Genomic DNA, 26,137 nt, shown 5'->3' with positions numbered 1-26,137 from the left:
ATCCTCCCGGGAAAGAATAATGATGTTGTCGTGGAACTGTTTTTATAATTATAGGAAATTTCTTGTAAAAAGAAAAGTGATATTATATTATGAGATTTAGAAAATATTGTTTTTGGCAGGGAGAGATGGAAATGAAAGAGAGAAGAAAATTAAGCAGAAAGATACTGACGGTTTTGCTTGCAGTCGTATTGCTTGTGACAGGTATGGCAGTATCTGTTCCGGCGGCATCAAGGATTACAGTCCGGGGTGGAAAGGTTTATCAGAATAATAAACTGATTGTGAACAGAATTATTGGTTCAAAAGCTCGGGGGTATTATTATGTGGACAAGACCGGACGAAAAGTAAATACAAAAGAAATTCGCCAGGCTGTTGATTTTGTGATGAAAAATTCAAGGGCAGGTGACAGCAGCGCGAGACGTTTGAAAGACTGCTATAAGGCATTGTTGAAATATCCGTATTTCGGAATGACGAGCTGTGCTCCGACAGCAAAAAATCTGTCTACTTATGCGAGATATATGTTCAGTCGACGCCGCGGAGACTGCTATTATTATGCGGCTGCCATGGCATGTATTGCACGGGTTCTCGGATATGACAGCCGAGTGGCAGTGGGAGGCGTGACGGCCAGAGGCAAATATGCGTCACTTTCTTTACATGGCTGGTGTGAAGTGAAATACAGGAGAAGCTGGAGAATGATTGACTGCAGTATGCAGCGTGCACATATGGAAAGAAATCTGTACCTTGTTACAAGAAGACAGTATCCATTTCGTTTGCGATGTGACAGGGTCTATAATATGGTTGTCAGAAATGCCAGAGTAAGATGGTTCTGAAATTGAAAGTATGGATTGCTGATTTTTCATTTCAATGTGAGATGAGCGCATTTTTTGCAATATAACAAGCATTTTATTCTATATACATTGTAAAAATAAAACTATATACTGTAGAAAAAGGTGCGTATATTGTGAAAGAGAGGGTTTCGTCATGGAAAACAGTATTACAATGATTAAATATCAGGGACTTGGTAATGATTATCTGGTACTCGATCCAAATAAAAACCGTGTACAGCTTCAGGGAAAAAAGATTGCTCTCCTGTGTCAGAGAGGATTCGGACTTGGCGCGGACGGTGTGCTTTACGGACCGGTCGAGATCAACGGAAAAATGGGCGTTCATATCTATAATTCCGATGGAAGCGAAGCTGCGATCAGCGGAAACGGTGTTCGGATTTTTGCGAAATATCTGATGGATCATGAATATGTGAAAGAGCAGAAGTTCAGCATTGAAACGCTGTCCGGTCCGGTTGAGGTAGAATGCCTGAACAGCCGTGCGACAGAATTTCGTGTAAACATGGGCAAAGCGTCCTTTATTTCCAGAGAAATTCCGGTTACCGGCGAAGTCCGTGAAGTCATTAATGAAACCTTCACTTTCAATAAGAAAGATTACAGGGCAACCTGTCTGACTATCGGAAATCCGCACTGCATTATTTTTATGGATGAAGTCAGCCCTGAGATTGCAAAAGGTCTCGGACCGTATGTGGAGAATGCGGATGAATTTCCTGAAAGAATGAATCTCCAGATCTGCAGACGGATCGACAGCGGAAATCTGGACATCGAAATCTGGGAAAGAGGTTCCGGATACACCAAAGCTTCCGGTACAGGAAGCTGTGCAGCAGCTGTTGCAGCATACAGACTGGGACTGACTGAGAGCCGAATCAATGTAAATCAGCCGGGCGGCATAATCCAGATCGATATTAAAGACGATGACACGATCTACATGACCGGAAGTGTTGGATATGTAGCTGATATGAGCGTGGCAGAGAGCTTTTTCTCATAATAAAATTTCATATAAAATAAATGGAAAGAGGGAGCAGCGCTGGCTGTTCCTTTTCTTTCTATATTATGATATCATAATGGAGGCTTTTAGCGCGACACTACAACACAACAAGCACAGGAGGAATTTCCGTGAATATAACAATGCTCGGAACGGGAAATGCAATGGTGACGGAATGCTACAACACCTGCTTTGTACTGCAGGATGGGGAGAAACACCTGCTGGTCGACGGCGGAGGTGGAAACACTCTGCTTCGTCAGTTAAAACAGGCTGGTTTCGACTGGAAGGACATGCGGGAGATTTTTGTGACACACAAGCATGTCGACCATCTGATGGGAATTATCTGGATGATCCGCATGATCTGCCAGAATATGAAACAGGGACAGTATGAGGGGGAAGCCTGGATCTATGGACACGATGAAGTGATCAGCCTGCTGAAAGAAATGGCAGAGAAGCTTTATCCAAAGAAACAGACAGACTTTATCGGTGACAGACTTCATATGGTAGTGGTAAATGACGGCGAAGAGCGTACTCTCATGGGACATAAGGTGACATTTTTTGACATTCAGTCCACAAAGGCCAAACAATATGGATTCTGTATGGATATGGGAAATGGCGAGAAACTTACCTGTTGCGGTGACGAACCATACAATGAATGTGAGAAAAAATATGCCGAAAACAGCAAATGGCTGCTTCACGAAGCTTTTTGCCTGTATGATCAGGCAGATGAATTTCACCCATATGAAAAACATCATTCCACAGCAAAGGATGCCAGTGAACTTGCAGAACTGCTTGGCGTAAAAAATCTGATACTTTATCATACCGAGGATAAAAATATTGCATGTCGTAAACAATTATATACAGAAGAAGGACGGAAGTATTTCCGCGGCAATCTGTATGTGCCGGAAGACCTCGAAAAGATTGAATTATAATGGATTTTATGTTATTGTATTTCTGGTAACTGTTCAGCAGAAAGCACTGCACAGTTACTATGATTATTATAGAAAGAAGGTGAAGCTGTGGTTGAATTAGATCAGTTCAAGAGCATTCTTGCAACATACACAGAACCATTAGTGGAAGTGAGGGATTCACTTTGACCTCGCTAACAAAGAGCAGCGGGTTGAAGAATTAGAGCGTGAGATGGAAGCGCCTGATTTCTGGGATGACGCAGAAGTTTCCCAGAAAAAAATGAAAGAACTCAAAAGCATGAAAGATGACATGGAGATTTATCACAGTCTGGAAAGCCAGATGGAAGATATGGAAACCATGATCGAGATGGGCTATGAGGAAAATGATCCGGAGATCATTCCGGAGATTCAGGAGATGCTGGATGAATTTGAGAAAAACTTTGACAGCATCCGTGTTAAGACATTATTGTCCGGAGAATACGACAGCGAAAATGCGATCATCAAGCTGAATGCCGGAGCAGGCGGTACAGAGGCCTGTGACTGGTGTGGTATGCTTTATCGTATGTACAGCCGCTGGGTAGACAGCAAGGGATTTACGATGGAAGTACTGGATTATCTGGATGGTGATGAAGCAGGCATTAAGTCCGTTACTTTCCAGGTAAATGGTGAAAATGCCTACGGCTATCTGAAATCCGAAAAGGGTGTACATCGTCTTGTACGTATTTCACCGTTTAATGCAGCCGGTAAACGCCAGACCTCATTTGTATCCTGCGATGTTATGCCGGATATCAAGAAAGACCTGGATGTAGAGATTAATGACGACGATATTCGCATTGATACTTATCGAAGCAGTGGTGCCGGTGGTCAGCATATCAACAAGACTTCATCTGCAATCCGTATTACGCATTTCCCGACAGGAATCGTAGTACAGTGCCAGAATGAACGTTCACAGCATATGAACAAAGACAAAGCTATGCAGATGCTGAAAGCAAAGCTGTTCCTTCTGAAACAGCAGGAAGCAGAAGCCAAACTTTCCGGTATCCGTGGTGAAGTGACAGATATCGGATGGGGTAATCAGATCAGATCCTATGTAATGCAGCCTTACACGATGGTGAAGGATCACAGAACAGGTGAAGAAACCGGTAATGTAGATGCTGTTATGGACGGAGAAATCGATCCGTTTATCAACGCATATCTGAAATGGATCGCACTGTCAAAGAAACCGGCTGAACAGTAACATAATTCAGCCTTGGAGCCTGTCAGGATTCATAAAAGCCATTGCAGAAGCGGGCATAATATGGTAAGATATCCCTCGTAGGAGAACACGTGTCTCTTATAAACGGACATATCTCCGCGAGGGTATATACTGTAAAGAATGTGGATTCAACAGGAGCAGGAAATCAGACATGGAAAAAATAACACAGAAGAAAAAGTATTTTGTAGTCAGGGAGCGGGCAGTTCCGGAGGTATTGCTGAAAGTTGTACAGGCAAAGAAATTACTGGATTCCGAGAAGGTAAGTACGGTACAGGAAGCAGCAGAGCAGACCGGGATCAGTCGAAGCTCCTTTTATAAATATAAGGATGATATTTTTCCTTTCCATGAAGAAACGAGAGGAAAGACGATAACCTTTATCATTCAGATGGATGATGAGCCGGGAATTTTGTCTGTAGTACTTCAGACCATAGCGCATTTCCATGGAAATATTCTTACGATTCACCAGAGTATTCCGATCAATGGAATCGCGACTCTTACGCTCAGTGTGGACATTCTGCCGGGCGAGGGTGACGCGGAAGCCATGATAGAAGAAATCGAGAGTCAGGAAGGAATCCATTATCTGAAGATACTCGGTAGAGAATAGATAAAATTTATGAACTGTAACATATTACACAGGAGGAAGACATGGTAAATATTGCGGTATTAGGATACGGTACAGTTGGAAGCGGTGTAGTGGAAGTTATTAATACAAACCACAAAAGCATCAATAAGCGCGCAGGTGCAGAGATTAACGTAAAATATGTTCTGGATCTGAGAGATTTCCCGGGAGATCCGGTCGAAAAAGTTCTTGTACATGATTATGAGATCATTGCAAATGATCCGGAAGTAGATATTGTAGTCGAAGTTATGGGCGGAATCGAGCCGGCATATACTTTTGTGAAGCGTGCACTTGAATCCGGCAAGAGTGTCTGCACATCAAACAAAGCGCTGGTTGCAAAGCACGGTCCGGAACTGATGGAGATTGCAAGCGCAAAGAACATCAACTTCTTATTTGAAGCAAGCTGTGGAGGCGGAATTCCGATTATCCGTGCACTCAATTCATCACTGACTGCGGATGAGATCGACGAGATCACCGGTATTCTGAATGGAACAACCAACTACATGATGTACAAAATGGCGACAGAAGGATCAGAATTTGACGCAGTTCTGAAAGAAGCACAGCAGAAAGGCTATGCAGAGGCAGATCCGACTGCAGATGTTGAAGGATATGATGCATGCCGTAAGATCGCAATCCTGTCTTCACTGGCATATGGCAGGTTTCTCAATTATGAGGATATTTATACAGAGGGAATTACAAAGATCACACCGGAAGATATGGAGTATGCCGAAGAACTTGGCATGACGATCAAACTTCTCGGTACAAGCCGCAAGATTGGGGACGATTCTTTTTATGCAATGGTTGCGCCGTTCCTTGTAGGTCAGACCAGTCCACTCTACAGTGTAAATGATGTATTCAATGCAGTTTTCGTACATGGCAACGTGCTTGGTGATGCGATGTTTTACGGCAGCGGAGCCGGAAAGCTTCCTACAGCAAGTGCCGTTGTTGCCGATGTTGTGGATGAAGCAAAACATCTTCACAGAAATATCATGACAAACTGGTCCAGCCGTCCTCTGAAGCTTATGACAATGGATGAAGTCGAAGGAAGATTCTTTGTACGTGTCAAAGGTACGACTGTAGAGCAGGTGGAAGCTGTGTTTGACAATGTGCAGATCGTAAACCTTAAAAATCTTCCGGGCGAATTTGGATTTATCACAGAATGCATGAAGCAGGGCACATACGAAGAAAAGGTACATAAATTAAATGGTAATGTAATTACCATGATCCGTGTAAAGGATTGAAAATATAATTCCGGGAGGAAGCTATGTTAATAGTAAAGAAATTCGGCGGCACATCTGTAGCGAATAAAGAAAGAATTTACAATGTTGCGAACCGATGCGTAGAAGAATACAAAAAAGGCAATGACGTGGTGGTTGTACTTTCTGCAATGGGAAAATACACTGATGAGCTGATCACCATGGCAGAAGATATCAACGAAAAACCGCCAAAAAGAGAAATGGATATGCTTTTCACTATCGGAGAGCAGATGTCTGTATCATTGATGGCAATGGCACTGGACAAACTGGGAGTACCGGCAGTGTCCCTGAATGCATTTCAGGTATCCATGCATACGACCAGTGTACATGGAAATGCACGCCTGAAAAGAATTGATACAGAGCGTATTCGCAGAGAACTGGAAAACCGCAAGATCGTAGTTGTTACAGGTTTTCAGGGAATCAACAAATATGACGACTATACAACGCTTGGAAGGGGCGGTTCTGATACGACAGCCGTTGCACTGGCAGCAGCTCTTCATGCAGACGCATGTGAGATCTACACGGATGTGGATGGAGTTTATACTGCTGATCCGCGAAAAGTGCCGAATGCACGCAAACTGAAAGAAATCACTTATGATGAGATGCTGGATCTGGCAACGCTTGGAGCCGGTGTGCTTCATAACCGTTCTGTCGAAATGGCGAAAAAATATGGCGTACCGCTGGTGGTACGTTCCAGTCTGAATAACAGTGAAGGAACTGTCGTAAAGGAGGAAGTAACAGTGGAAAGAATGCTGATCAGCGGAGTGGCTCTTGACACAGACGCTGTACGAATTGCCGTGATCGGACTTAGAGATGTGCCGGGTGTGGCGTTTAAATTATTTGATGTACTTGCCAAAAAACATATCAACGTAGATGTGATCCTGCAGTCTATCGGACGTGCCGGCACGAAGGATATTTCCTTTACTGTTGACGGCAAAGATCTGGATGATGCGATGGCAGCACTGGAAGAACATAAGACGCGTCTTGGCTATCAGGAACTGCATGCCGAAAGAAATATTGCGAAACTTTCCATTGTTGGCGCCGGAATGATGAGCAATCCGGGTGTTGCAGCTAAGATGTTTGAAAGCCTTTATAATGAAGGGGTCAACATCAACATGATCTCTACTTCCGAGATCCGTGTCACCGTTCTGATCAACGAAAAAGACGGCGTAAGGGCAATGAACGCTGTACATGATGCTTTTAATCTTGCGGACTGATCCTGCAGATTAAATAAATAAAAAGCACAGGGGGTAATTACTTATGAGAAAGAAAACATTAGCGATGGTACTGACAGCATGCATGATGATGGCACCGGTATCTGCATTTGCAGCAGATGCGACAGAAGAAGCGGCTGCCGAAACAACAGAAGCAGCAGGAGAAGCGACTGATTCTGAGATCGCAGAGGGGCTGGGGGATGATATTTACAGTTTCAGCATGGAGTTTGACGGTCAGATAATGAAATTTCCTATGACCTATCAGGATTTTGTCGGTATGGGATGGGAGTTAAGCTCCAGAGAAGACCCAGATATGAAAATATCAACAAATTCTTATGGCTTTGTATCTTTCAACAAAGGCAAGAACAGTGTCAGTGCAGAGGTCATGAATCTTGGAATCAATGAAGTGGGACTGGAAGACAGCCTGATCGGTGGAATTACAGTAGATGGAAGCTATGACATTGATCTGACATCCGTTTCCGTAAAGCTTCCGGGCGGAATTGAGCTTGGAAAATCTACTCTGGATGATATTAAGGCAGCATATGGAGATCCGAGCGATACGTATGAGGGCGATCTTTATACAAAGGTGACCTATGAGAAGGATACGTATCAGGAAGTTGAGTTGTCTGTATTTAAAGATGATAATACACTCAAAAAAGTAGATATGGAAAACCTTGAGGAACCGGAAGAATACGATAAGGGAGCAGTCAGCGATGAGGTTCCGGATATCGTTACCGCATATAAAGCACCGGACGCACTGGGAAGTGATATGCTGGATACAGCTGTCGAATACATGGGAGATCTTTACAGTCTTCCGGCACCGGTATCTGCTTTTACAGCAAACGGATGGGAAATCCAGGATGCAGAGGACACTCCGTATGTAGAGGGTGGCGGAATTGCATTTATCGATATGATGAAAAACAATCAGAGCATTCATTTTTCTGTTTATAACGAGATAGAAAATGCAACGGCTCTTGAGAACTGTTTTGTCAGAGAACTGTCTTTCGCAACTTATGATCCGGAAAGTATTGCAATGAAACTCTCCGGAGACATTACACTTGGAGCGGACAAGACAGAACTTATAAAAATGGCAGATGAAAAAGGCTACATTTCCGAAGAAAATGATGATTATTTAAGAATTTATCCGAATAAAGATTCAAAGATCAGAAACTATGTGGAATTCTGGTTTAACAAAGATGAGGACAGCAACAAAGCTGCTTCCGTAACAGCTCATCATGAATAAAACCGGAAGTACTTTTTTCAAAACTGCTGAAAAGGAGTTTTTATGAACGGCAGTATAAAATACTGGAAAAAACAGGCAAAAATGAACCTCAGTGGACACTGGGGTTCTGCAATTGCCGGTGTACTCGCAGTTGGCGCGGTAACTTTTATCGGAAATATACTTTCCATACAATTATTTCCCGGAAGCACACTATGGCCAATGGTGGCAGGACAGGTCTTTGTATTTGTCTTTTCACTGATTGCCATGGTCTTTCGGGCAGGATACAGCTACATGCTTCTGAATATGGCTCGTGACAGGGAGGTTTCCTTAGGAAACCTTCTTTATCTGTTTCACAACGGACCGGATCGGGTGCTGGTGGCAGGATTTATTCTTTCACTTCTGAATACTGTGGCGCAGCTGCCATTTTACTACGTGTCATTTATAGTGAAAGCAGGAAACACGGAAGCAGAGCAGATTGCATGGCTCGAGCTGTGTCTTGTGATGCTTCTGGTCGGAGTTGTTCTGGAGGTAATCCTGACGAGCCCGTTTATGCTGACTTTCTGTCTGATTGCAGACAGTCCGGAAATGGGCGGAATAGAAGCACTGAAAACAAGTGCATGTTTGATGAGAGGACATATCCTGAAATACTGGTTGATGATGCTCAGTTTTATTCCGCTGGCGATTTTATCACTTTTTTCGATGTATATCGGTCTTCTCTGGCTCTTCCCTTATATTTATATGAGTGAGACAGTCTTTTATATGGAACTGGCTGGTACAGAGCCGCAAAATAATACATTTTACAGTGAGACATAAAGGAGAACATAATGGACATTATTCAGGTCATAACCAGAGAACTTAAAGTAGAAAAATGGCAGGTGGAGGCAGCTGTCAAACTTATTGATGAGGGCTGCACAATTCCTTTTATTTCCCGTTATCGTAAAGAAGCTACAGGTTCTCTGAATGATGAACAGCTTCGTACACTTCACGAAAGACTGACTTATCTTCGAAATCTGGAAGACAAGAAAAATCAGGTGCTTGGAAGCATCGAGGAACAGGGAAAGCTGACCCCGGAACTGAAAAAACAGATTCTGGATGCGCAGACACTTGTGGTCGTTGAGGATCTTTATCGTCCTTATCGTCCGAAACGTCGTACACGTGCAATCATAGCAAAAGAAAAAGGTCTGGAGCCACTGGCAAATATCATCATGCTTCAGATGACAAATAAATCTCTTGAAGAAGAAGCAAAGGCATTTTTATCTGAAGAAAAAAGTGTGGAAACGATAGAAGATGCGATTAATGGCGCAAAAGATATTATCGCAGAGCATATTTCTGATGAAGCGGATTACCGTATCTATCTCCGTAAACTTACCATGGACAAAGGAACTGTAGTATCTGCAGCAAAAAATCCTGAGGAATCTTCTGTTTATGAGATGTACTATGAATTTGAAGAACCGATCAAAAAACTTGCAGGACATCGTGTGCTTGCGCTGAACCGTGGTGAAAAAGAAAAAATGCTCACTGTCAAGATCAGTGCACCGGAAGACGAGGCAATGGGATGGCTTCAGAAACAGGTGATCACCAGAGATAATCCGGTCACAAAGCCAGTTCTCCGTGAAGTTGTAGAGGACAGTTACAAACGTCTGATCGCGCCGGCAATCGAGCGTGAGATCCGAAGTGACCTGACTGAAAAGGCAGAGGACGGAGCAATTCATGTATTTGGCAAGAATCTGGAACAGCTTCTGATGCAGCCTCCAATCGTTGGCAAAGTGGTACTCGGATGGGACCCGGCGTTCCGTACAGGCTGTAAGCTGGCAGTTGTAGATGAGACAGGAAAGGTTCTTGATACAACAGTTATTTATCCGACTGCACCGACAAATGATGCAAAGATACGTGCGGCAAAAGAAACCCTGAAAAAACTGATCAAAAAATATAATGTATCTCTGATTTCTCTTGGAAACGGAACTGCATCCAGAGAATCTGAACAGATCATTGTAGAACTTCTCAAAGAGATTCCGGAAAAAGTACAGTATGTGATCACAAATGAGGCAGGTGCGTCCGTATATTCTGCAAGTAAACTGGCAACGGAAGAGTTCCCGAATTTTGATGTAGGACAGAGAAGCGCGGCTTCAATCGCAAGACGTCTGCAGGACCCGCTTGCAGAGCTGGTTAAGATCACACCGCAGTCTATCGGTGTCGGTCAGTATCAGCATGATATGAACCAGAAGAAGCTTGGCGAAGCTTTAAGTGGTGTTGTAGAGGACTGTGTAAATAAAGTCGGTGTGGACCTGAATACAGCCTCCGCGTCCCTTCTGGAATACATTTCCGGCATCAGTAAAGTGATCGCGAAAAATATTGTTGCATACCGTGAAGAAAACGGCAGATTTGAAAGCCGTCGTGAGCTTCTCAAAGTAGCGAAACTCGGACCGAAAGCGTTTGAGCAGTGTGCAGGTTTTGCGCGTATCACCGGAGGCAAGAATCCGCTTGATGCGACAAGTGTGCATCCGGAAAGCTATGATGCAGCAAAGAAAGTTCTTGAAAAGCTTGGATACACACCGGAAGATATTACGGGCGGTAAGCTGAGTGGTATTTCAAAACAGATTAAGAACTATAAGAAGCTTGCAGAAGAGCTGGGAGTCGGTGAGCCGACACTTCGCGATATTGTAAAAGAACTGGAAAAACCGGCACGAGATCCACGTGATGAGATGCCGAAACCGGTACTTCGTACAGATGTACTTGATATGAAAGACCTCAAAGAAGGTATGATCCTTAAGGGAACTGTCCGTAATGTCATTGATTTCGGGGCATTTGTGGATATCGGTGTTCATCAGGATGGACTGGTGCATATCTCCGAGATGAGTGAGAGATATATTAAACATCCGCTTGAGGCAGTTTCTGTCGGGGATGTGGTGGATGTAAGAGTACTTGGAGTGGATATGAAGAAGAAGAGAATCAGCTTGTCCATGAAGGGGATTAAGTAAAATAAAGTAAATAGTATATAAAGGATCGGCAGATATTCGCTGCCAATGACTAAATGTGAGGATGATGTGTGCAGGATGAATGTGTATCGAGTTCAGAAACGGCTTCATCGTCCAGAAATACTAAGATTATTCCCTGTCTGTTAAATACATGGATCAAAAGTGCAAAACTCGCCTGACGGCTCAGACATTGCACTTTATGATCCATAACACAGCCAGGATATAATCAAGTATTTCTGTGGACTCTTGCAGATGTTTCGGAACTTAATACACATGCACCTGCACGAGTATTCTCTCACCACAATAGGTCATAGAGCGAATATCAGCCGATCCTTTTTTGCCTTGTCGTTTTTTACAGCAATCCCCATCGTCCTGGACAGCGCTATTGCTAGTGGTGCGTGGGAAGGAAGCAGTGTAGCGCGCCATCGAAATTATCCTATTATAGATTGCTTTGAACGGCGCGTGGTCCGGGTACCCTCCGGGCAGGAGGTAGCTGAGCACCGGATGGAAGGGGAAATATAAGAAGTTATTGAAAATAATAAAATTAAGGGAAATGCTTGTGTAGGGATTAGAAAAGCATCGAATTTCAGCAACAAAAACATAGATGATTCATTCGACAACTACCTGTAATTAAAAAAGATATGGTTCGTCAGCCTCTGCAGAAATCCGAGAAGTTCTTAGGAATGTTCCGGATGCGTTATTCATAAAAATCACACTGTCTGAGCGTCAGCGAGTTTGTGATTTTTATGAATGCAATTAGCATTCGGATTATTCCTTAGCACTTCCGGATTTCGAAGCTGTTGACGAAATCATATCTTTTTATATTTCATATATAACATAAAGAATCATATAATTTTTATAGGATGCGTGAAAACAATAAATTTACTTATTTCCCATCCTAGCTCAGCAGAGCAGAATCATTACTAAACTCCTGTCCGCTTGCTTTCTCAAACTGATCCAGCAGATTTCTCACGGTGAGTTTCTTTTTCTCCTCGCCCTGAATATCCAGAATGATCTTACCTTCCATCATCATGATCAGACGATTTCCATGTGTGATCGCATCCTGCATATTATGAGTGATCATCATAGTTGTCAGATGGTCACGGTTGACGATCATTTCTGTGATTTCAAGTACTTTGGCTGCGGTCTTCGGGTCGAGGGCAGCAGTATGCTCATCCAGAAGCAGAAGCTTTGGTTTCTGCAGTGTAGCCATCAGAAGTGTCAGTGCCTGACGCTGTCCACCGGAGAGAAGTCCGACCTTGGAAGTAAGACGGTCTTCCAGTCCGAGACCTAAAACTTTCAGCAGTTCTTTATATTCTTCACGTTCTTTCTTTGTGATTCCCGGTTTCAGTAAACGTGTTTTGCCACGGCGTTTTGCAAGAGCAAGGTTTTCTTCGATTCCCATAGTAGCAGCAGTTCCGGTCATAGGATCCTGAAATACACGACCGAGATATGCGGCTCTTTTGTGTTCGGATAATTTGGTGACATCGATACCATCGATAATGATCTGTCCTTCATCGACCTGCCATGTGCCGGCAACTGCATTCAGCATGGTAGATTTACCGGCTCCGTTACCACCGATAACAGTAACAAAATCACCTTCATTCAGTGTGAGGTTCAGACCGTTCAGAGCCACTTTTTCATTGATGGTTCCCGGATTAAATGTTTTATATATGTTTTTCAGCTCAAGCATCAGTTGTTACCTCCACGTTTCGTAGGTTTTGTAAAATATTTTGTTTTCCAGTAAGGTACTGCAAGGAAGACAGCTACAACAAGTGCAGACAGCATCTTCAGAAGGTCAGTGTCGATTCCGAGCCAGATAACTGTCTGAAGTACCAGATAGTAGAGAATAGAACCGAATGCAACACTCAGAAGACGAAGTGCAAAATTGCGGAAAATACGTCCGAAGATCGCTTCGCCGATGATGACTGCAGCAAGACCGATAACGATTGCTCCACGTCCCATGTTAACATCGGCAAATCCCTGATACTGTGCCAGAAGTGCACTGGAAAGTGCAACCAGACCGTTGGAGATCATCAGGCCGAGTACTTTACATACATTGGTATTGATTCCCTGTGCACGGGACATATTCGGATTACATCCGGTAGAACGGAGTGAACATCCGAGTTCTGTTCCGAAGAACCAGTAGAGAATTGCAATCAGCACGACGATAAAAATGGCAACGATCAGAATGGTATTCTGATAAAATGGAACACCTTTTACATTACGAAGGGAAACAAGAAGATTGTATTTGTTTCCGTTGACTGCCTGATTTGCCTTACCCATGATCTTGAGGTTGGCAGAGTAGAGACCAAGCTGTGTCAGGATTCCGGCGAGGATTGCCGGGATTCCCATGAAGGTGTGAAAGATTCCGGTTGCGAGTCCTGCAAGCATTCCGGCTCCGGTAGCGGCAAGCATGGACACCCAGATATTATGCCCGCTCATCAACATCATGACACAGACAGCACCGCCGGTACACATGGTACCGTCAACAGTCAGATCGGCAACATCCAGAATACGAAAGGTAAGATAGACACCGATCGCCATGATTCCCCAGATCAGCCCCTGCGCGGCTGCACCCGGGAGTGCGTTTACTAAGCTAAGAATATTCATTTTGTGATTCCTCCTGACGACACAGAAAGCGAGAAAGGATATTCCTCTCCCGCTGTCTGTATAAATTTGTGTTTTGGGCTTAATTATGAGAAAAATTATTCAGCTTCTTCAGTTGTTTCTTCTGCTGTATCGTCTGCAGCATCTGCATCGTCCTCAGAAGTTTCTTCTTCTGCGTCTGCACCGATTGCAACATAGTCATCCGGAACTTCGATTCCGAGTTCTTTACAGATTTCCGGATTGTATTCTTTTGTGAACTGTGGTGCATACTCGATCGGCATTTTGGAAATATCTTCGCCGTCTACCAGAACTTTCAGAGCCATCTTACCGGTAGCAACACCGAGGTCATAATAGCTGATGGAAAGAGTGGCAACACCGCATCCCTCGCAGATACCTTCTTCACCGGCGATTACCGGAACTTTCTCCGGAAGGCAGATGTTGTTGATGATTTCTGTGTTGGATGCAACGGTGTTATCTGTTGGTAAGTAGATAACATCACTTTCTGTAGCAGCTGTTGTAGCTACGGAAGAAAGATCGTTGGAATCTGAGAATGCATAGTATTCACAGGTGTAACCCAATTTTTCAAGAGCTGCTTTTACTGTATCTACCTGATACTGGGAGTTTGCTTCTGCGGAGCAGTAAACAAGTCCGACATTTTTGGCATCCGGGAAGAGCTCGTTAAGCATTGCTGCCTGATCTTCAAGTGGAGCAAGGTCTGATGTACCGGAAATATTATTTCCAACAGTTCCGTCAAAATCGTCAAGGTCAAGTGCTACACCGTATTCTGTAACAGAGGTTCCGAGAATCGGGATATCTGCAGTACCTGCTGCAGCTGCCTGAAGAGCAGGAGTTGCGTTTGCAAGAATCAGGTCTACATTATCGGAAACAAAGTCTGTGATGATAGTAGAACAGGTATTGGAATCACCCTGTGCGTTCTGTTCATCAAATGTCACTTTGTCGCCAAGTTCTTCTGTAATGGCATCTTTGAATCCCTGTGTTGCAGCATCCAGAGCCTCGTGCTGTACGAGCTGGCAGATACCGATGTTATAAGTTTTATCGTCGGCACCATCTGCTGCAAATACGCTGACACCACCCATGCCAACTACCATTGTTGCAGACAGAACGCCTGCTAAAATCTGCTTTTTCATATTTTAAGTCCTCCTGTATTGTTGATTCACGTTCCGAATCGAATTAACTTTTTAAAGTATAACGCTTTAACGCGAAGAAGTCAAGAAGCAATAAATAAAAATCAACCAAAGCGGAATGAAAAAATAAATAAAGTGAATGTATTTTGCTGATTCCTTTCTTATAAGTATACAAAAAAAATTAGGGTGTCAAATAAATAATGCGTTTTTGCTTGAATTTATTGACAATTCACAAAATGGAATGTATAGTAAAAGCACTTGCAAAGAGGCGTAACAGAAATTGTTGTGCCTCTTTTGTTCGGTAACAGGAGTAAGAGGAGAAATGGAGGAAAGAAAGATGAAAAAAGCATTGGCAATTGGACTTGCAGCAGCAATGGCAGTTACGATGACAGCACCTGTATATGCAAGTGACGACAGTGAAAGTGGTGCAGGCATTGCAAAAGAAGATTTAAAGATTGGTGCGATTTACATCGGTGATGAAAACGAAGGCTATACAGCTGCACATATGGCTGGTATTGATGAAATGGTAGAAAATCTTGGACTTGATGATTCACAGGTTATCGAGAAAACACTGATCGGTGAAGACGAAGGATGCTATGATGCAGCAGCAGACCTTGCAGATCAGGGATGTCAGATTATTTTTGCAAACAGCTTCGGTCATGAGACCTATATCCTTGAAGCAGCAGGAGAGTATCCGGACGTACAGTTCTGCCATGCAACAGGAACTCAGGCAGCAGCAAGCGGACTTTCCAATATGCACAACTATTTTACAAATATTTATGAAGCTCGTTATGTATCCGGTGTTGTTGCCGGTCTCAAACTGAATGAGATGATCAAAGACGGCACAATTACAGAAGATAACTGCAAGATGGGTTATGTTGGTGCATTCCCATATGCAGAGGTTATTTCCGGATATACTTCTTTCTATCTTGGTGCTAAGAGCGTATGCCCATCCGTAACTATGGAAGTTAAATACACAAACAGCTGGGCAAGCTTTGACCTCGAAAAAGAATGTGCAGATGCACTGATCTCTGACGGATGTGTCCTGATCAGCCAGCATGCAGATACTACAGGTGCTCCTACAGCTTGTGAAACAGCAGGTGTTCCTTGCGTTGGATATAACATCGACATGACATCCGTTGCTCCGAATGAAGCACTTACATCCGCATCTATGGACTGGGGTGTATATTACACATATGCAGTACAGTGCATGCTTGATGGAACAGCAATCGACACTGACTGGTGCAAAGGCTTCTCCGAGGGTGCTGACAAGATCACACCTCTCAATGAGAAAGTTGTAGCAGAAGGAACAGATGAAAAAGTAAAAGAAGTTGAAGATGCACTTGCAGATGGATCCCTTCATGTATTTGATACTTCTACATTTACTGTAGATGGCAAAGAACTTACTACCTATAAGAAAGACGGCAGTGATACAGAATACATTTCTGACGGATACTTCCATGAATCAGAATATGGTTCTGCACCGGCATTTGATATAGCAATCGACGGAATTACATCCATCACAGAATAAGACTTTTGAACAGGCGGAGCTGCTTGCCAGCAGCTCTGCTTTTTTACTTTGCACATCAAGGTGGCGCGTATGCTGGTTTTTGTTATATGTGTAAAGGAAATCTCCGATTGGATATGGAGGTTCCTTTTGCACATATGACAATTTGTGATATGGAAATCAGGTCATAAAGGGATGACTTTATGACTGGGATAAAAGGAGGGAATGACAGTGGGAGAAACTTATGCACTTGAACTTAAAGATATTTCCAAGCGTTTTGGATCAGTCCAGGCGAATGATCATGTAAATCTCACGCTGAGAAAATCGGAGATTCTTGCAATCTTAGGTGAAAACGGAAGCGGCAAGACGACTCTGATGAATATGATTTACGGAATTTATTATCCGGATGAGGGACATATTTTTGTAAATGGTAAAGAAGTAACGATCCGTTCACCAAAAGATTCCTACGAACTGGGAATCGGTATGGTACATCAGCACTTTAAGCTTGTAGATGTGTTGACAGCAGCCGAGAATATCGTATTGGGACTGCCGGGTAAGGCAAGACTCAATATGAAAAAAATCACGGAAGATATTCAGAAACTGGTAAATAAATATGGTTTTGATCTGGATCTTTCAAAAAAAATATACGAGATGTCTGTTTCGGAAAAACAGACTGTAGAAATCGTAAAAATGTTGTACCGCGGTGCGAAAATACTGATTCTTGACGAGCCGACCGCGGTGTTGACACCGCAGGAAGCCGACCGTCTGTTTGATATTTTGCGAAATATGCGTGATGACGGATGTGCGATCATCATTATCACACATAAACTGCAGGAAGTGCTGGCTTTATCGGATCGTGTGGCAATTCTTCGAAAAGGACAGTACATTGATACTGTGGAGACCGCAAAAGCAAATGTGCAGAGCCTTTCCGAGATGATGGTAGGCGCTAAGGTCGATCTGAATATTGAGCGTCCGAAACCGGAAAATGTTAAGAAACGTCTGGTGATCGAGGGGCTGAACTGCAAAGATAAAGATGATGTAAAGACGCTGGATGATGTTGATCTTTCGGTCAATACAGGCGAGATTCTCGGTATTGCAGGTATTTCAGGAAGCGGACAGAAGGAACTTCTGGAAGCAATTGCCGGATTACAGGATGTGGAAAGTGGTTCAATCCGTCTGCTGGATGACAATGGCGGAAGTATGGAGCTTTCCAAAATGGATTCCATTTCTATTAATGAAGCGGGAATCAGTCTTGCGTTTGTCCCGGAAGACCGTATCGGTATGGGACTTGTCGGAGACATGGATATGACCGACAATATGATGCTTCGAAGCTACCGCAATGGAAAGGGACCTTTCCTGGAACGTAAAGGACCGAGAGAACTGGCCACAAGGATTAAAGATCAGCTCGAAGTTATGACTCCGAGTATTTCTGCTCCGGTTCGTCAGATGTCCGGTGGAAATGTGCAGAAAGTTCTGGTTGGCCGTGAGATCGCACAGAGCCCGAAGGTACTTCTTGTTGCATTCCCGACACGTGGTGTGGATATCAATACTTCTCATGTCATCTATCAGCTTCTCAATGAGCAGAAGAAAAAAGGTGTTGCTGTAGTCTGCGTAATCGAGGATCTGGATGTGGTACTCGAACTTTGCGACCGTATTGCCGTACTTTGTGGAGGCAGAATCAGCGGAGTGGTTGACGGAAGGACTGCAACAAAAGAGAGAATCGGTCTTCTCATGACGAAACATGAAAAAGGAGGGGCTGTCAATGAATAAAGAACCTTTCTTACAGGTAAGCAAAAGAAGAAATAAGGCCGGATGGCAGGAAAGACTTCTGATTCGCTTTATAGCACTGATTCTTGCACTGATTGTGTGTGGAGCAGTAATCGTAGCACTGGTCAAAATGAATCCAGTGGATGTATATAAGGCAATCTGGGACGGAGCAATGGGTTCCGAGCGCCGTATCTGGCAGACGATCCGTGATACGATGGTGCTTCTGTGTATCGCAATCGGTCTGGCACCGGCATTCAAAATGAAATTCTGGAATATCGGTGCAGAAGGTCAGATTCTGATTGGTGGAGCATGTTCTGCAGCAGTGATGATTTATGCAGGGGATAAAATGTCTCCGGTAGTGCTTCTGATCGTGATGTTTGTTGCAAGTGCGCTTGGTGGTATGATCTGGGGAATGATCCCGGCAGTGTTCAAAGCATACTGGAATACAAATGAAACTCTGTTTACCCTGATGCTGAACTATGTTGCCATGCAGGTTGTTACATACTGCATCGTTTTCTGGGAGAACCCCAAAGGTTCCAACACGGTTGGTATTATCAACCAGACAACCCAGGCCGGATGGCTTCCGGAGCTGTTTGGTCAGAAATATGGATGGAATGTACTTATTGTTCTGATTCTGACTGTTGGTATGTTTATCTATCTGAAATACTGCAAACAGGGTTATGAGATCGCAGTAGTCGGAGAGAGCGAAAACACTGCAAAATATGCAGGTATCCATGTAAAGAAAGTCATTATCCGTACTATGGCAATCTCCGGTGCAATCTGTGGTATTGCCGGATTTGTTATTGTCAGTGGTGCAAGTCATACAATTTCCACTGCGACAGCTGGCGGTCGTGGATTTACGGCAATCATTGTTGCATGGCTTTCCAAATTTAATACTTTTATTATGGTAGCTGTTTCTTTCGGTATTGTATTTATGAATCAGGGTGCGGTACAGATTGCAACACAGTATGGTTTGAATGAGAATGCATCCGATGTTATCCTCGGTATCATTCTGTTTTTCTTGATCGGTGCAGAATTCTTTATCAATTACAGAGTTAAGCGTGCGAAAAAATAGGAGGTAGATGCAATGAGTGTACTGATAATTTTTATTCAAAAAGCTATTGTCCAGGGCATCTGTATTCTGTATGGTGCGCTTGGGGAGATTATGACAGAAAAATCCGGTAACCTGAATCTTGGTATTCCGGGAATTATGTATATGGGCGGTATTGCCGGACTGATGGGAGCTTTTCTTTATGAAAAAGACAATCCGGATCCAAATGCTTTTATAGGTGTACTGATTTCTTTTGTATGCGCATTTGCATGCGCTATGATCGGAGGTCTGATCTACAGTATCCTGACGATCACGCTTCGTGTAAATCAGAATGTAACCGGTCTTGCACTGACCATCTTTGGTACAGGGTTTGGTAACTTCTTCGGTGGTTCAATTTCCAAACTTGCAGGTGGTGTCGGACAGATTTCCGTAAAAGTGACCGGAAGTGCCTATACAGCCAAAATTCCGGGACTTTCAAAGATTCCGGTGATCGGTGATATTTTATTTAATTATGGTTTTATGACATATCTTTGTGTGATTGCAGCGGTTGTACTGTCTTTCTTCTTGTTTAAAACAAGAGCGGGACTGAACCTTCGTGCAATTGGGGAAAATCCGGGAACTGCGGATGCAGCAGGTATTAATGTTATCAAATATAAATATCTGTCTACGTGTATCGGCGCAGGTCTTGCAGGTCTTGGCGGACTCTATTTCGTAATGGAATATTCCGGTGGAACATGGACAGACAATGGATTCGGTGACCGCGGATGGCTGGCTGTTGCGTTGGTAATCTTTGCATTGTGGAAACCGTTGAATGCAATCTGGGGTGCATTCCTTTTCGGAGCACTGTATATTCTGTATCTTTATATCCCGGGACTGGGACGAAGCATGCAGGAGGTATTTAAGGCATTGCCGTATGTGGTAACGATCATTGTGCTTGTATTTACAAGCTTCCGAAAGAAGAAAGAACACCAGCCGCCGGCAGCGCTGGGATTACCGTATTTCAGAGAGGAACGATAAGGATAAAGGATTCCCGGTAACGTGGGATAATTATTGAGAAAACTTCGGTGGGATTTTCGATGAAGGTTTCTCCGGATACGACTCAGTTCAGAACTTCTGAGATTCCATGATGTACAGAACTTTGCTAAAAACGATACGGAAAATGCTGAACTCGCTGACGCTCAGACAGCAGCATTTTCTGTATCAACGCAAAAACCTGTACGATCAGGAATCTTCGCGAAGTTCTTCAGGCGAGATCGTACCGGAGAACCTTCACGAAAATCTTCAGCCGGAGTTTTTCATTTTCTCCCTTTACCGTACTTTATCTGAGGTAGCGGCGAAGCCGCGGGTGAAGCTGGGGATTCCCGTGGGGGCGCGCCCCGGTGGGCACCATTGCAATATAAAATGGAAGATGAACGACAGAAATATGCAGGAAGGGAGTAGCTGGCTATAAACATATCGGATACGGAACGTTATTGTCGGAGATATCAGGAAGAAGGGCACTCATGTGCAGAGGACAGGAAATGTTTGCGAGGCTTTCGTTATGACGTGCAGGCAAGCTGTCGCCATCAAGCCCACTGTTTGAGGCGCCGCCGAGTTTGGGCGACTGGCGGCAAATAGGCGCGTGCACGTCATAGAAAACGTAGCACCATTTAATGTCCCTGTACATGAGATGCCGCCTTCCGTAACATCCCACAGCCGTTTCTGTGTCCGATATGTTTAACAGCCAGTTTTCCCCTTCCGTCATATCTCAACAAATCTTCAATTTTATATTGCAATCTCATAAAGTTAGATATATAATACAGTCATGTAAAAGAAAATTCTTCGGGGCAGGGTGACTGAATACAAATCAGAATTCCCTACCGGCGGTAAAGTCCGCGACCCGCGTAAGGCGGCTGATCCGGTGACTGATCATAAGTCAGAATTCCGGAACCGACAGTAAAGTCTGGATGAGAGAAGAACACGAATAATTCATACGTGCTCATTACCCCGGGAAGAAATCTCCGGGGATTTTTTATGCATGAGAAAGCCAACCAACAGAACCTTTCTAAGGCATAACGTAGAATTTTCTTTTAAAAAAAGAACAATTCAAAGGAGAGACAAGTATGAGTGAACAGGTTTTAAGAAATGGAAACGTAATGGAAAGAAGCCGCACCAGAACGATCACACAGATCGCAATGCTGGGCGCGCTGGCAGGAGTATTAATGAATATTGAGTTTCCGATCCCGTTCCTGGCACCATCTTTTTACCAGTTGGATTTCTCAGAGATTCCGGTACTGGTTGGGACATTTGCCATGGGACCTGTAGCAGGTATTCTGATTGAAGTTGTAAAGGTTCTGGTACACCTTGTAACAATGGGGACAGTAACAGCAGGAGTTGGTGATTTTGCAAACTTCATTTTCGGATGCGCATTTGTAGTACCGGCAGGACTGATTTACAGACTGCATCACACAAAGAGCCGCAAACATGCTGTACTCGGAATGGCAGCAGGAACGCTCCTTACAACAGCTGCAGCCTGCCTGATGAATGCCTTTGTACTTCTTCCGGCATATGGCAAAGCATTTGGAATGCCGATCGAAGCATTTATTGAAATGGGAGCTGCAGTCAATTCTTCCGTACACAGCCTTCTTGGATTTGTGGTACTGATCATCGTTCCGTTTAACTTATTTAAATATACCCTCACTTCCGTAATCGTATTCTTTATTTATAAGAGAATCCGTGTTATCCTTAAGGGAGACTGATCATGTCAGCCTGCAGGCCGTATCATCATATGGCTGCAGGCTGTTTTACAAAGATGCATGGTATACTTCATGCAGAAAAGAGGGAACCTATGGGAAAGATTCATAATGTAGAAAAAATGACCGACAACTGTTTTGTCAATCTGTATCATGTAGATGCGACCAGCATACACAATACTCCGGTATCATATTATGTGGCATCCAGGGCAAATGATGTACCTTCATTGAAACTTAAGACCGGGCGCAATGATCCGGACGGTGTAATTATCTACAGCATTTACGGAGAAAAAAGAGACAAAGTCGTTCTGGTGCGCCAGTATCGCTACACACTCGGGGACTACATCTATGAATTCCCGGCAGGGCTTGTCGAGCCGAACGAAGATTTTCATGAGGGGGCTGTCCGTGAGATGTATGAAGAAACCGGACTGAAATTCGAACCTCTGAAAGTCAATCCGGCATTTGAAAAGCCATACTTTACAACGGTTGGTATGACTGACGAATCATGCGCGACAGTTTATGGATATGCAAGCGGTGAGATCAGCAAGGAAGCACAGGAAGATACCGAAGAAATTGAAGTCGTCCTGGCAGACCGCAATGAAGTAAAACGAATCCTCAAAGAAGAACGCGTGGCGATCATGTGTGCCTATATGCTGATGCACTTTCTTAAAGACGAAGAACCATTTGCATTCCTCGAAGACTGAGGTCAGACTGCATATTATACCGGTGAAAATTACGGATTGCAGTCGAAATATACTGATGCATAAAAGGTATAAAAAACATCATAAAAACTATAAAATTACAAAAAGAGCGGGTTGACAAAAACTCAATGACCATGTTATATTTTGTTTGGTTGTAGTGTGTAACTCGATTTAGGAGGCATTAACTATACATAACAAGGAGTGTTTATGTATATTAGTGCCTTTTTTTGTACAAAAACCGGTTAAAAAGCGCTTTTATATGTACTCACTTCTGGAAAAATATACAGAAGGAGAGTCTCAAATGAAAGACAAGATTTTTAGTGTTTTACAGCGAGTAGGAAGAAGCTTTATGCTCCCGATCGCAATCCTTCCGGTAGCCGGACTTCTTCTTGGTATCGGAAGTTCTTTCACAAATGCAACGACGATCGAGACATACGGACTGACAAAGATCCTGGGCGACGGAACACTGCTTCATTCCCTGCTGGTGATCATGAACAGTGTCGGAAGTGCAGTATTTAATAACCTTCCGCTGATCTTTGCAGTTGGTGTTGCTATTGGTATGGCACAAAAAGAAAAAGAAGTTGCAGCTTTGTCCTCAGTAATTGCATTTTTCGTAATGAATACTGCGATCAATGCGATGCTGACGATCACAGGACAGATCCTTGATAATGGCGAGATCGCAGAAAACGTTCTGGAAGGAACAATCACTTCTGTCTGCGGTATTCAGTCCTTACAGATGGGTGTGTTTGGCGGTATTATCGTAGGTCTGGGAGTTGCAGCCCTGCATAACAGATTCTACAAGATACAGCTTCCGAATGCGCTGTCATTCTTTGGAGGAACCCGTTTCGTACCGATCATTTCCACAATCGTGTATATGTTTGTCGGAATCCTTCTTTACTTTGTATGGCCGGTAGTTCAGACAGGAATTTACGCTCTGGGCGGTCTGGTAACAGGCTCCGGCTATGTGGGAACGCTGATTTTTGGCCTGATCAAACGTGCACTGATTCCGTTCGGTCTGCACCACGTATTCTATATGCCATTCTGGCAGACAGCCGTTGGCGGTACGATGGAAGTAGCAGGACAGATGGTACAGGGCGGTCAGAATATTTTCTTTGCGCAGCTTGCTGACTCTGCAAATATTGCACATTTCAGCGCAGATGCGACAAGATACTTCTCCGGAGAGTTCATTTTCATGATCTTCGGTCTTCCGGGTGCGGCACTTGCTATGTATCAGTGTGCAAAACCTGAGAAGAAAAAAGCAGCAGGCGGTCTTCTTCTGTCTGCAGCACTTGCATGTATGGCAACCGGAATTACCGAGCCGCTGGAATTTTCTTTCCTTTTCGTGGCTCCGGCATTGTTTGTTGTTCAGGTTGTTCTGGCAGGTACGGCATACATGATCGCACATATGTTAAATATTGCCGTAGGACTGACTTTCTCCGGCGGTCTCCTCGACTTTTTCCTGTTTGGTATTCTTCAGGGAAATGCAAAGACAAGCTGGATAAGAGTTATCCCGGTTGGTATTATTTATTTCTTCTTATATTATTTCATTTTTAAATTCATGATCAAAAAGTTCGATTTCAAAACTCCTGGTCGTGAAGATGATGATGTAGAAACCAAGCTTTATACAAAGGCTGATGTAAATGCCCGCAGAGAAGCACAGAACGGCGAGGGCGGAGATGCGATTTCCGATCCTGTCAGCGAGGCAATCACACGAGGTCTTGGCGGTAAGAAAAATATCAACGATGTAGACTGCTGTGCAACACGTCTTCGCTGCACAGTGAAGGATGCATCTCTGGTAAATGATGGTATCTTAAAGGCAACAGGTGCATCCGGTGTCGTACACAAGGGACTTGGTGTGCAGGTCATTTACGGACCGAATGTAACCGTGATCAAATCAAATCTGGAAGATTATCTGGAAACAGCACCAGACACTCTGGAAACACCGGCAGAAACTTCTGAGACAGCACCGGAAAGTGAACAGAAAGAAGAAGCTGAGCGTAAAGTCATTGACCGCATTGTGATCTCAAGCCCGATCACAGGTGTGGCAGCAGATCTTGCAACTGCACCGGATGAGGCTTTTGCCCAGAAAATGATGGGTGACGGCGCAGTGGTTACACCGGAAGATCCGTATGTACGCGCTCCGGAAGATGGAGAAGTTGCCTTTGTCTTTGATACCAGACATGCAATTGGATTTGTAACAGAATCCGGAATCAGTCTGCTGATTCATGTTGGAATTGATACTGTTAAATTAAATGGTGAGGGATTTGAGGCACTGGTAGAAAGTGGTCAGGAAGTGAAGAAGGGAGATCCGATGCTGAAACTGGATCTCGACTATCTGAGCAAAAATGCACCTTCTATTGTTTCTCCTGTTCTTTGTACAGAACTGGAGGATAACCAGAGAATCCATCTGTTGAATGAGGGTCAGGTCAAAGCCGGAGAGCCACTTTTCGAGATCGAGGTTCTTCAGTAAGAACCGCCCGGATGGGGAAAAGATACGGATGTTGTACAGGATAGCAAAGATTTTAAATCACAATTCCTTTATGGGAATTTCGGACGAAAATAATCAGGAATGTCTGGTTATGGGAAAAGGTGTGGCTTTTGGCAAAAAGGTCGGACAGACCGTGCCGGTTGCCACAGAAGCAAAGGTTTATTCACTGAAGGAGATGACGGAGAGAGGTGACGCCAAAGATATCATCAAATCCGTTTCGCCGCTCTGTCTCGAGCTTGCGAATGAAGTGTTGAGTCGGGCAGAAAAAGAATTCGAAAAAGTAGACCGCACGATACTTTTTACCATGGCAGATCATCTTGATTTTGCAATCCGCCGTGTGCAGAATGGTGAGCAGATCAGCAATCCTCTGACAGATGACATCCGTGTCATGTTTTATAAAGAATATAAGGTGGCATCCTGTATCCGGGAGCTTCTTAAGGAAAAACTGCAGATAGAGATCGATGACCATGAGATCGGATATATTGCCCTTCATGTACATGCCGCAGTTGTAGACGAAAATGTCTCTCAGGCAATGGAAATCGCAAGAACCGTCCGAGAATGTATTTCCCTGGTCGAGAAGGAAACAGGAAATTCCATCGATGTCATGTCTCTCGGCTATAATCGTCTGATGAACCATGTACGATACATGGTTGCAAGAGCGATTCATGGTGAGAAACTCAAAATGAATCTAAATGAATATATGTCTGTGAAGTTTCCGGGACCGTATATGGCAGCAGAACGTATCTGCCGTCAGATGGAAAAAAGCCTGAAACTTCCGGTACCGGATATAGAGATCGGATACCTCGCCATGCATCTTGAGAGAATGCTTGAGACTAATGTAAATGAGTAAAAATAAAATATAA

The 26,137-nt window shown here is 43.8% G+C and carries 21 protein-coding genes and 1 riboswitch; of the genes, 18 read left to right on the top strand and 3 right to left on the bottom strand.

All coding sequences use genetic code 11. The features are described from left to right. The first annotated feature begins 131 nt into the window (after positions 1-131). The 10 genes from BQ7344_RS08060 to BQ7344_RS08015 all read left to right on the top strand — a co-directional run bounded on the left by BQ7344_RS08060 (position 132) and on the right by BQ7344_RS08015 (position 11,276). Positions 132-827, top strand: a complete 696-nt coding sequence (locus tag BQ7344_RS08060) for a transglutaminase-like domain-containing protein (RefSeq protein ID WP_072522163.1) — start codon at positions 132-134, stop codon at positions 825-827. Between the two features lie 151 nt (positions 828-978). Next, positions 979-1,827: a diaminopimelate epimerase gene (gene dapF / locus BQ7344_RS08055; RefSeq protein ID WP_072522162.1), complete on the top strand. Its 849-nt coding sequence runs from the start codon at positions 979-981 to the stop codon at positions 1,825-1,827. 128 nt (positions 1,828-1,955) lie between these two features. Beyond that, positions 1,956-2,756 carry an MBL fold metallo-hydrolase gene (locus BQ7344_RS08050; protein ID WP_072522161.1) on the top strand — a complete coding sequence of 267 codons (801 nt, stop codon included), beginning with the start codon at positions 1,956-1,958 and terminating at the stop codon, positions 2,754-2,756. An 87-nt stretch (positions 2,757-2,843) separates the two neighbouring features. Further along, a protein-coding gene (prfB, locus tag BQ7344_RS08045; RefSeq protein ID WP_143143545.1) for a peptide chain release factor 2 occupies positions 2,844-3,969 on the top strand; the annotation gives its coding sequence in 2 pieces (ribosomal slippage) (positions 2,844-2,918 and positions 2,920-3,969; 1,125 coding nt in all). 169 nt (positions 3,970-4,138) lie between these two features. Continuing rightward, on the top strand, positions 4,139-4,591 hold the full coding sequence (locus BQ7344_RS08040; protein WP_072522159.1) for an ACT domain-containing protein: 453 nt from the start codon (positions 4,139-4,141) through the stop codon (positions 4,589-4,591). Positions 4,592-4,632: 41 nt separating this feature from the next. Continuing rightward, a complete protein-coding gene (locus BQ7344_RS08035; protein ID WP_072522158.1) occupies positions 4,633-5,847 on the top strand; it encodes a homoserine dehydrogenase in 1,215 nt (404 codons plus the stop codon). Positions 5,848-5,870: 23 nt separating this feature from the next. Next, positions 5,871-7,079, top strand: a complete 1,209-nt coding sequence (locus BQ7344_RS08030; RefSeq protein ID WP_072522157.1) for an aspartate kinase — start codon at positions 5,871-5,873, stop codon at positions 7,077-7,079. A 43-nt stretch (positions 7,080-7,122) separates the two neighbouring features. Beyond that, a complete protein-coding gene (locus BQ7344_RS08025; protein WP_072522156.1) occupies positions 7,123-8,319 on the top strand; it encodes a hypothetical protein in 1,197 nt (398 codons plus the stop codon). A gap of 42 nt (positions 8,320-8,361) precedes the next feature. Beyond that, on the top strand, positions 8,362-9,111 hold the full coding sequence (locus BQ7344_RS08020) for a DUF975 family protein (RefSeq protein WP_072522155.1): 750 nt from the start codon (positions 8,362-8,364) through the stop codon (positions 9,109-9,111). A gap of 11 nt (positions 9,112-9,122) precedes the next feature. Next, positions 9,123-11,276 (top strand): Tex family protein, encoded by a 2,154-nt coding sequence (locus BQ7344_RS08015; RefSeq protein ID WP_072522154.1) that lies wholly within the window; start codon positions 9,123-9,125, stop codon positions 11,274-11,276. Between the two features lie 895 nt (positions 11,277-12,171). Here BQ7344_RS08015 and BQ7344_RS08010 read toward each other — a convergent pair. The 3 genes from BQ7344_RS08010 to BQ7344_RS08000 all read right to left on the bottom strand — a co-directional run bounded on the left by BQ7344_RS08010 (position 12,172) and on the right by BQ7344_RS08000 (position 15,031). Next, positions 12,172-12,966: an ABC transporter ATP-binding protein gene (locus BQ7344_RS08010; protein ID WP_015541825.1), complete on the bottom strand. Its 795-nt coding sequence runs from the start codon at positions 12,964-12,966 to the stop codon at positions 12,172-12,174. Continuing rightward, positions 12,966-13,886 carry an ABC transporter permease gene (locus tag BQ7344_RS08005; RefSeq protein WP_072522153.1) on the bottom strand — a complete coding sequence of 307 codons (921 nt, stop codon included), beginning with the start codon at positions 13,884-13,886 and terminating at the stop codon, positions 12,966-12,968. The genes BQ7344_RS08010 and BQ7344_RS08005 overlap by 1 nt, the downstream gene beginning before the upstream one ends. A gap of 95 nt (positions 13,887-13,981) precedes the next feature. Continuing rightward, positions 13,982-15,031, bottom strand: a complete 1,050-nt coding sequence (locus tag BQ7344_RS08000; protein WP_072522152.1) for an ABC transporter substrate-binding protein — start codon at positions 15,029-15,031, stop codon at positions 13,982-13,984. 334 nt (positions 15,032-15,365) lie between these two features. Between BQ7344_RS08000 and BQ7344_RS07995 the strand changes: the two genes are divergently transcribed. The 8 genes from BQ7344_RS07995 to BQ7344_RS07955 all read left to right on the top strand — a co-directional run bounded on the left by BQ7344_RS07995 (position 15,366) and on the right by BQ7344_RS07955 (position 26,124). After that, positions 15,366-16,559, top strand: coding sequence for a BMP family ABC transporter substrate-binding protein (locus tag BQ7344_RS07995; protein ID WP_227196328.1), 1,194 nt, complete (start codon positions 15,366-15,368; stop codon positions 16,557-16,559). Between the two features lie 207 nt (positions 16,560-16,766). Beyond that, entirely contained in the window at positions 16,767-18,305 is a 1,539-nt protein-coding gene (locus tag BQ7344_RS07990; RefSeq protein ID WP_072522150.1) for an ABC transporter ATP-binding protein, read from the top strand. Beyond that, entirely contained in the window at positions 18,277-19,377 is a 1,101-nt protein-coding gene (locus BQ7344_RS07985) for an ABC transporter permease (RefSeq protein WP_072522149.1), read from the top strand. The genes BQ7344_RS07990 and BQ7344_RS07985 overlap by 29 nt, the downstream gene beginning before the upstream one ends. Positions 19,378-19,389: 12 nt before the next feature. After that, a complete protein-coding gene (locus tag BQ7344_RS07980; RefSeq protein ID WP_015541830.1) occupies positions 19,390-20,370 on the top strand; it encodes an ABC transporter permease in 981 nt (326 codons plus the stop codon). 796 nt (positions 20,371-21,166) lie between these two features. Next, a riboswitch (FMN riboswitch) is annotated at positions 21,167-21,315 on the top strand. 140 nt (positions 21,316-21,455) lie between these two features. Continuing rightward, a complete protein-coding gene (locus tag BQ7344_RS07970) occupies positions 21,456-22,091 on the top strand; it encodes an ECF transporter S component (RefSeq protein ID WP_072522147.1) in 636 nt (211 codons plus the stop codon). A gap of 89 nt (positions 22,092-22,180) precedes the next feature. Then, positions 22,181-22,789, top strand: a complete 609-nt coding sequence (locus BQ7344_RS07965) for an NUDIX hydrolase (protein WP_072523390.1) — start codon at positions 22,181-22,183, stop codon at positions 22,787-22,789. Positions 22,790-23,087: 298 nt separating this feature from the next. Then, complete coding sequence (locus BQ7344_RS07960; RefSeq protein ID WP_072522146.1) at positions 23,088-25,256, top strand: PTS sugar transporter subunit IIABC; 2,169 nt, start codon at positions 23,088-23,090, stop codon at positions 25,254-25,256. A 28-nt stretch (positions 25,257-25,284) separates the two neighbouring features. Beyond that, positions 25,285-26,124 carry a PRD domain-containing protein gene (locus BQ7344_RS07955; RefSeq protein ID WP_072522145.1) on the top strand — a complete coding sequence of 280 codons (840 nt, stop codon included), beginning with the start codon at positions 25,285-25,287 and terminating at the stop codon, positions 26,122-26,124. Positions 26,125-26,137 lie beyond the last annotated feature (13 nt).

Origin of the sequence: Blautia sp. Marseille-P3087, assembly GCF_900120195.1 — a bacterium.
Taxonomy (GTDB): Bacteria; Bacillota; Clostridia; order Lachnospirales; family Lachnospiraceae; genus Blautia_A.
This window is presented reverse-complemented; position numbering and strand designations above follow the sequence as displayed.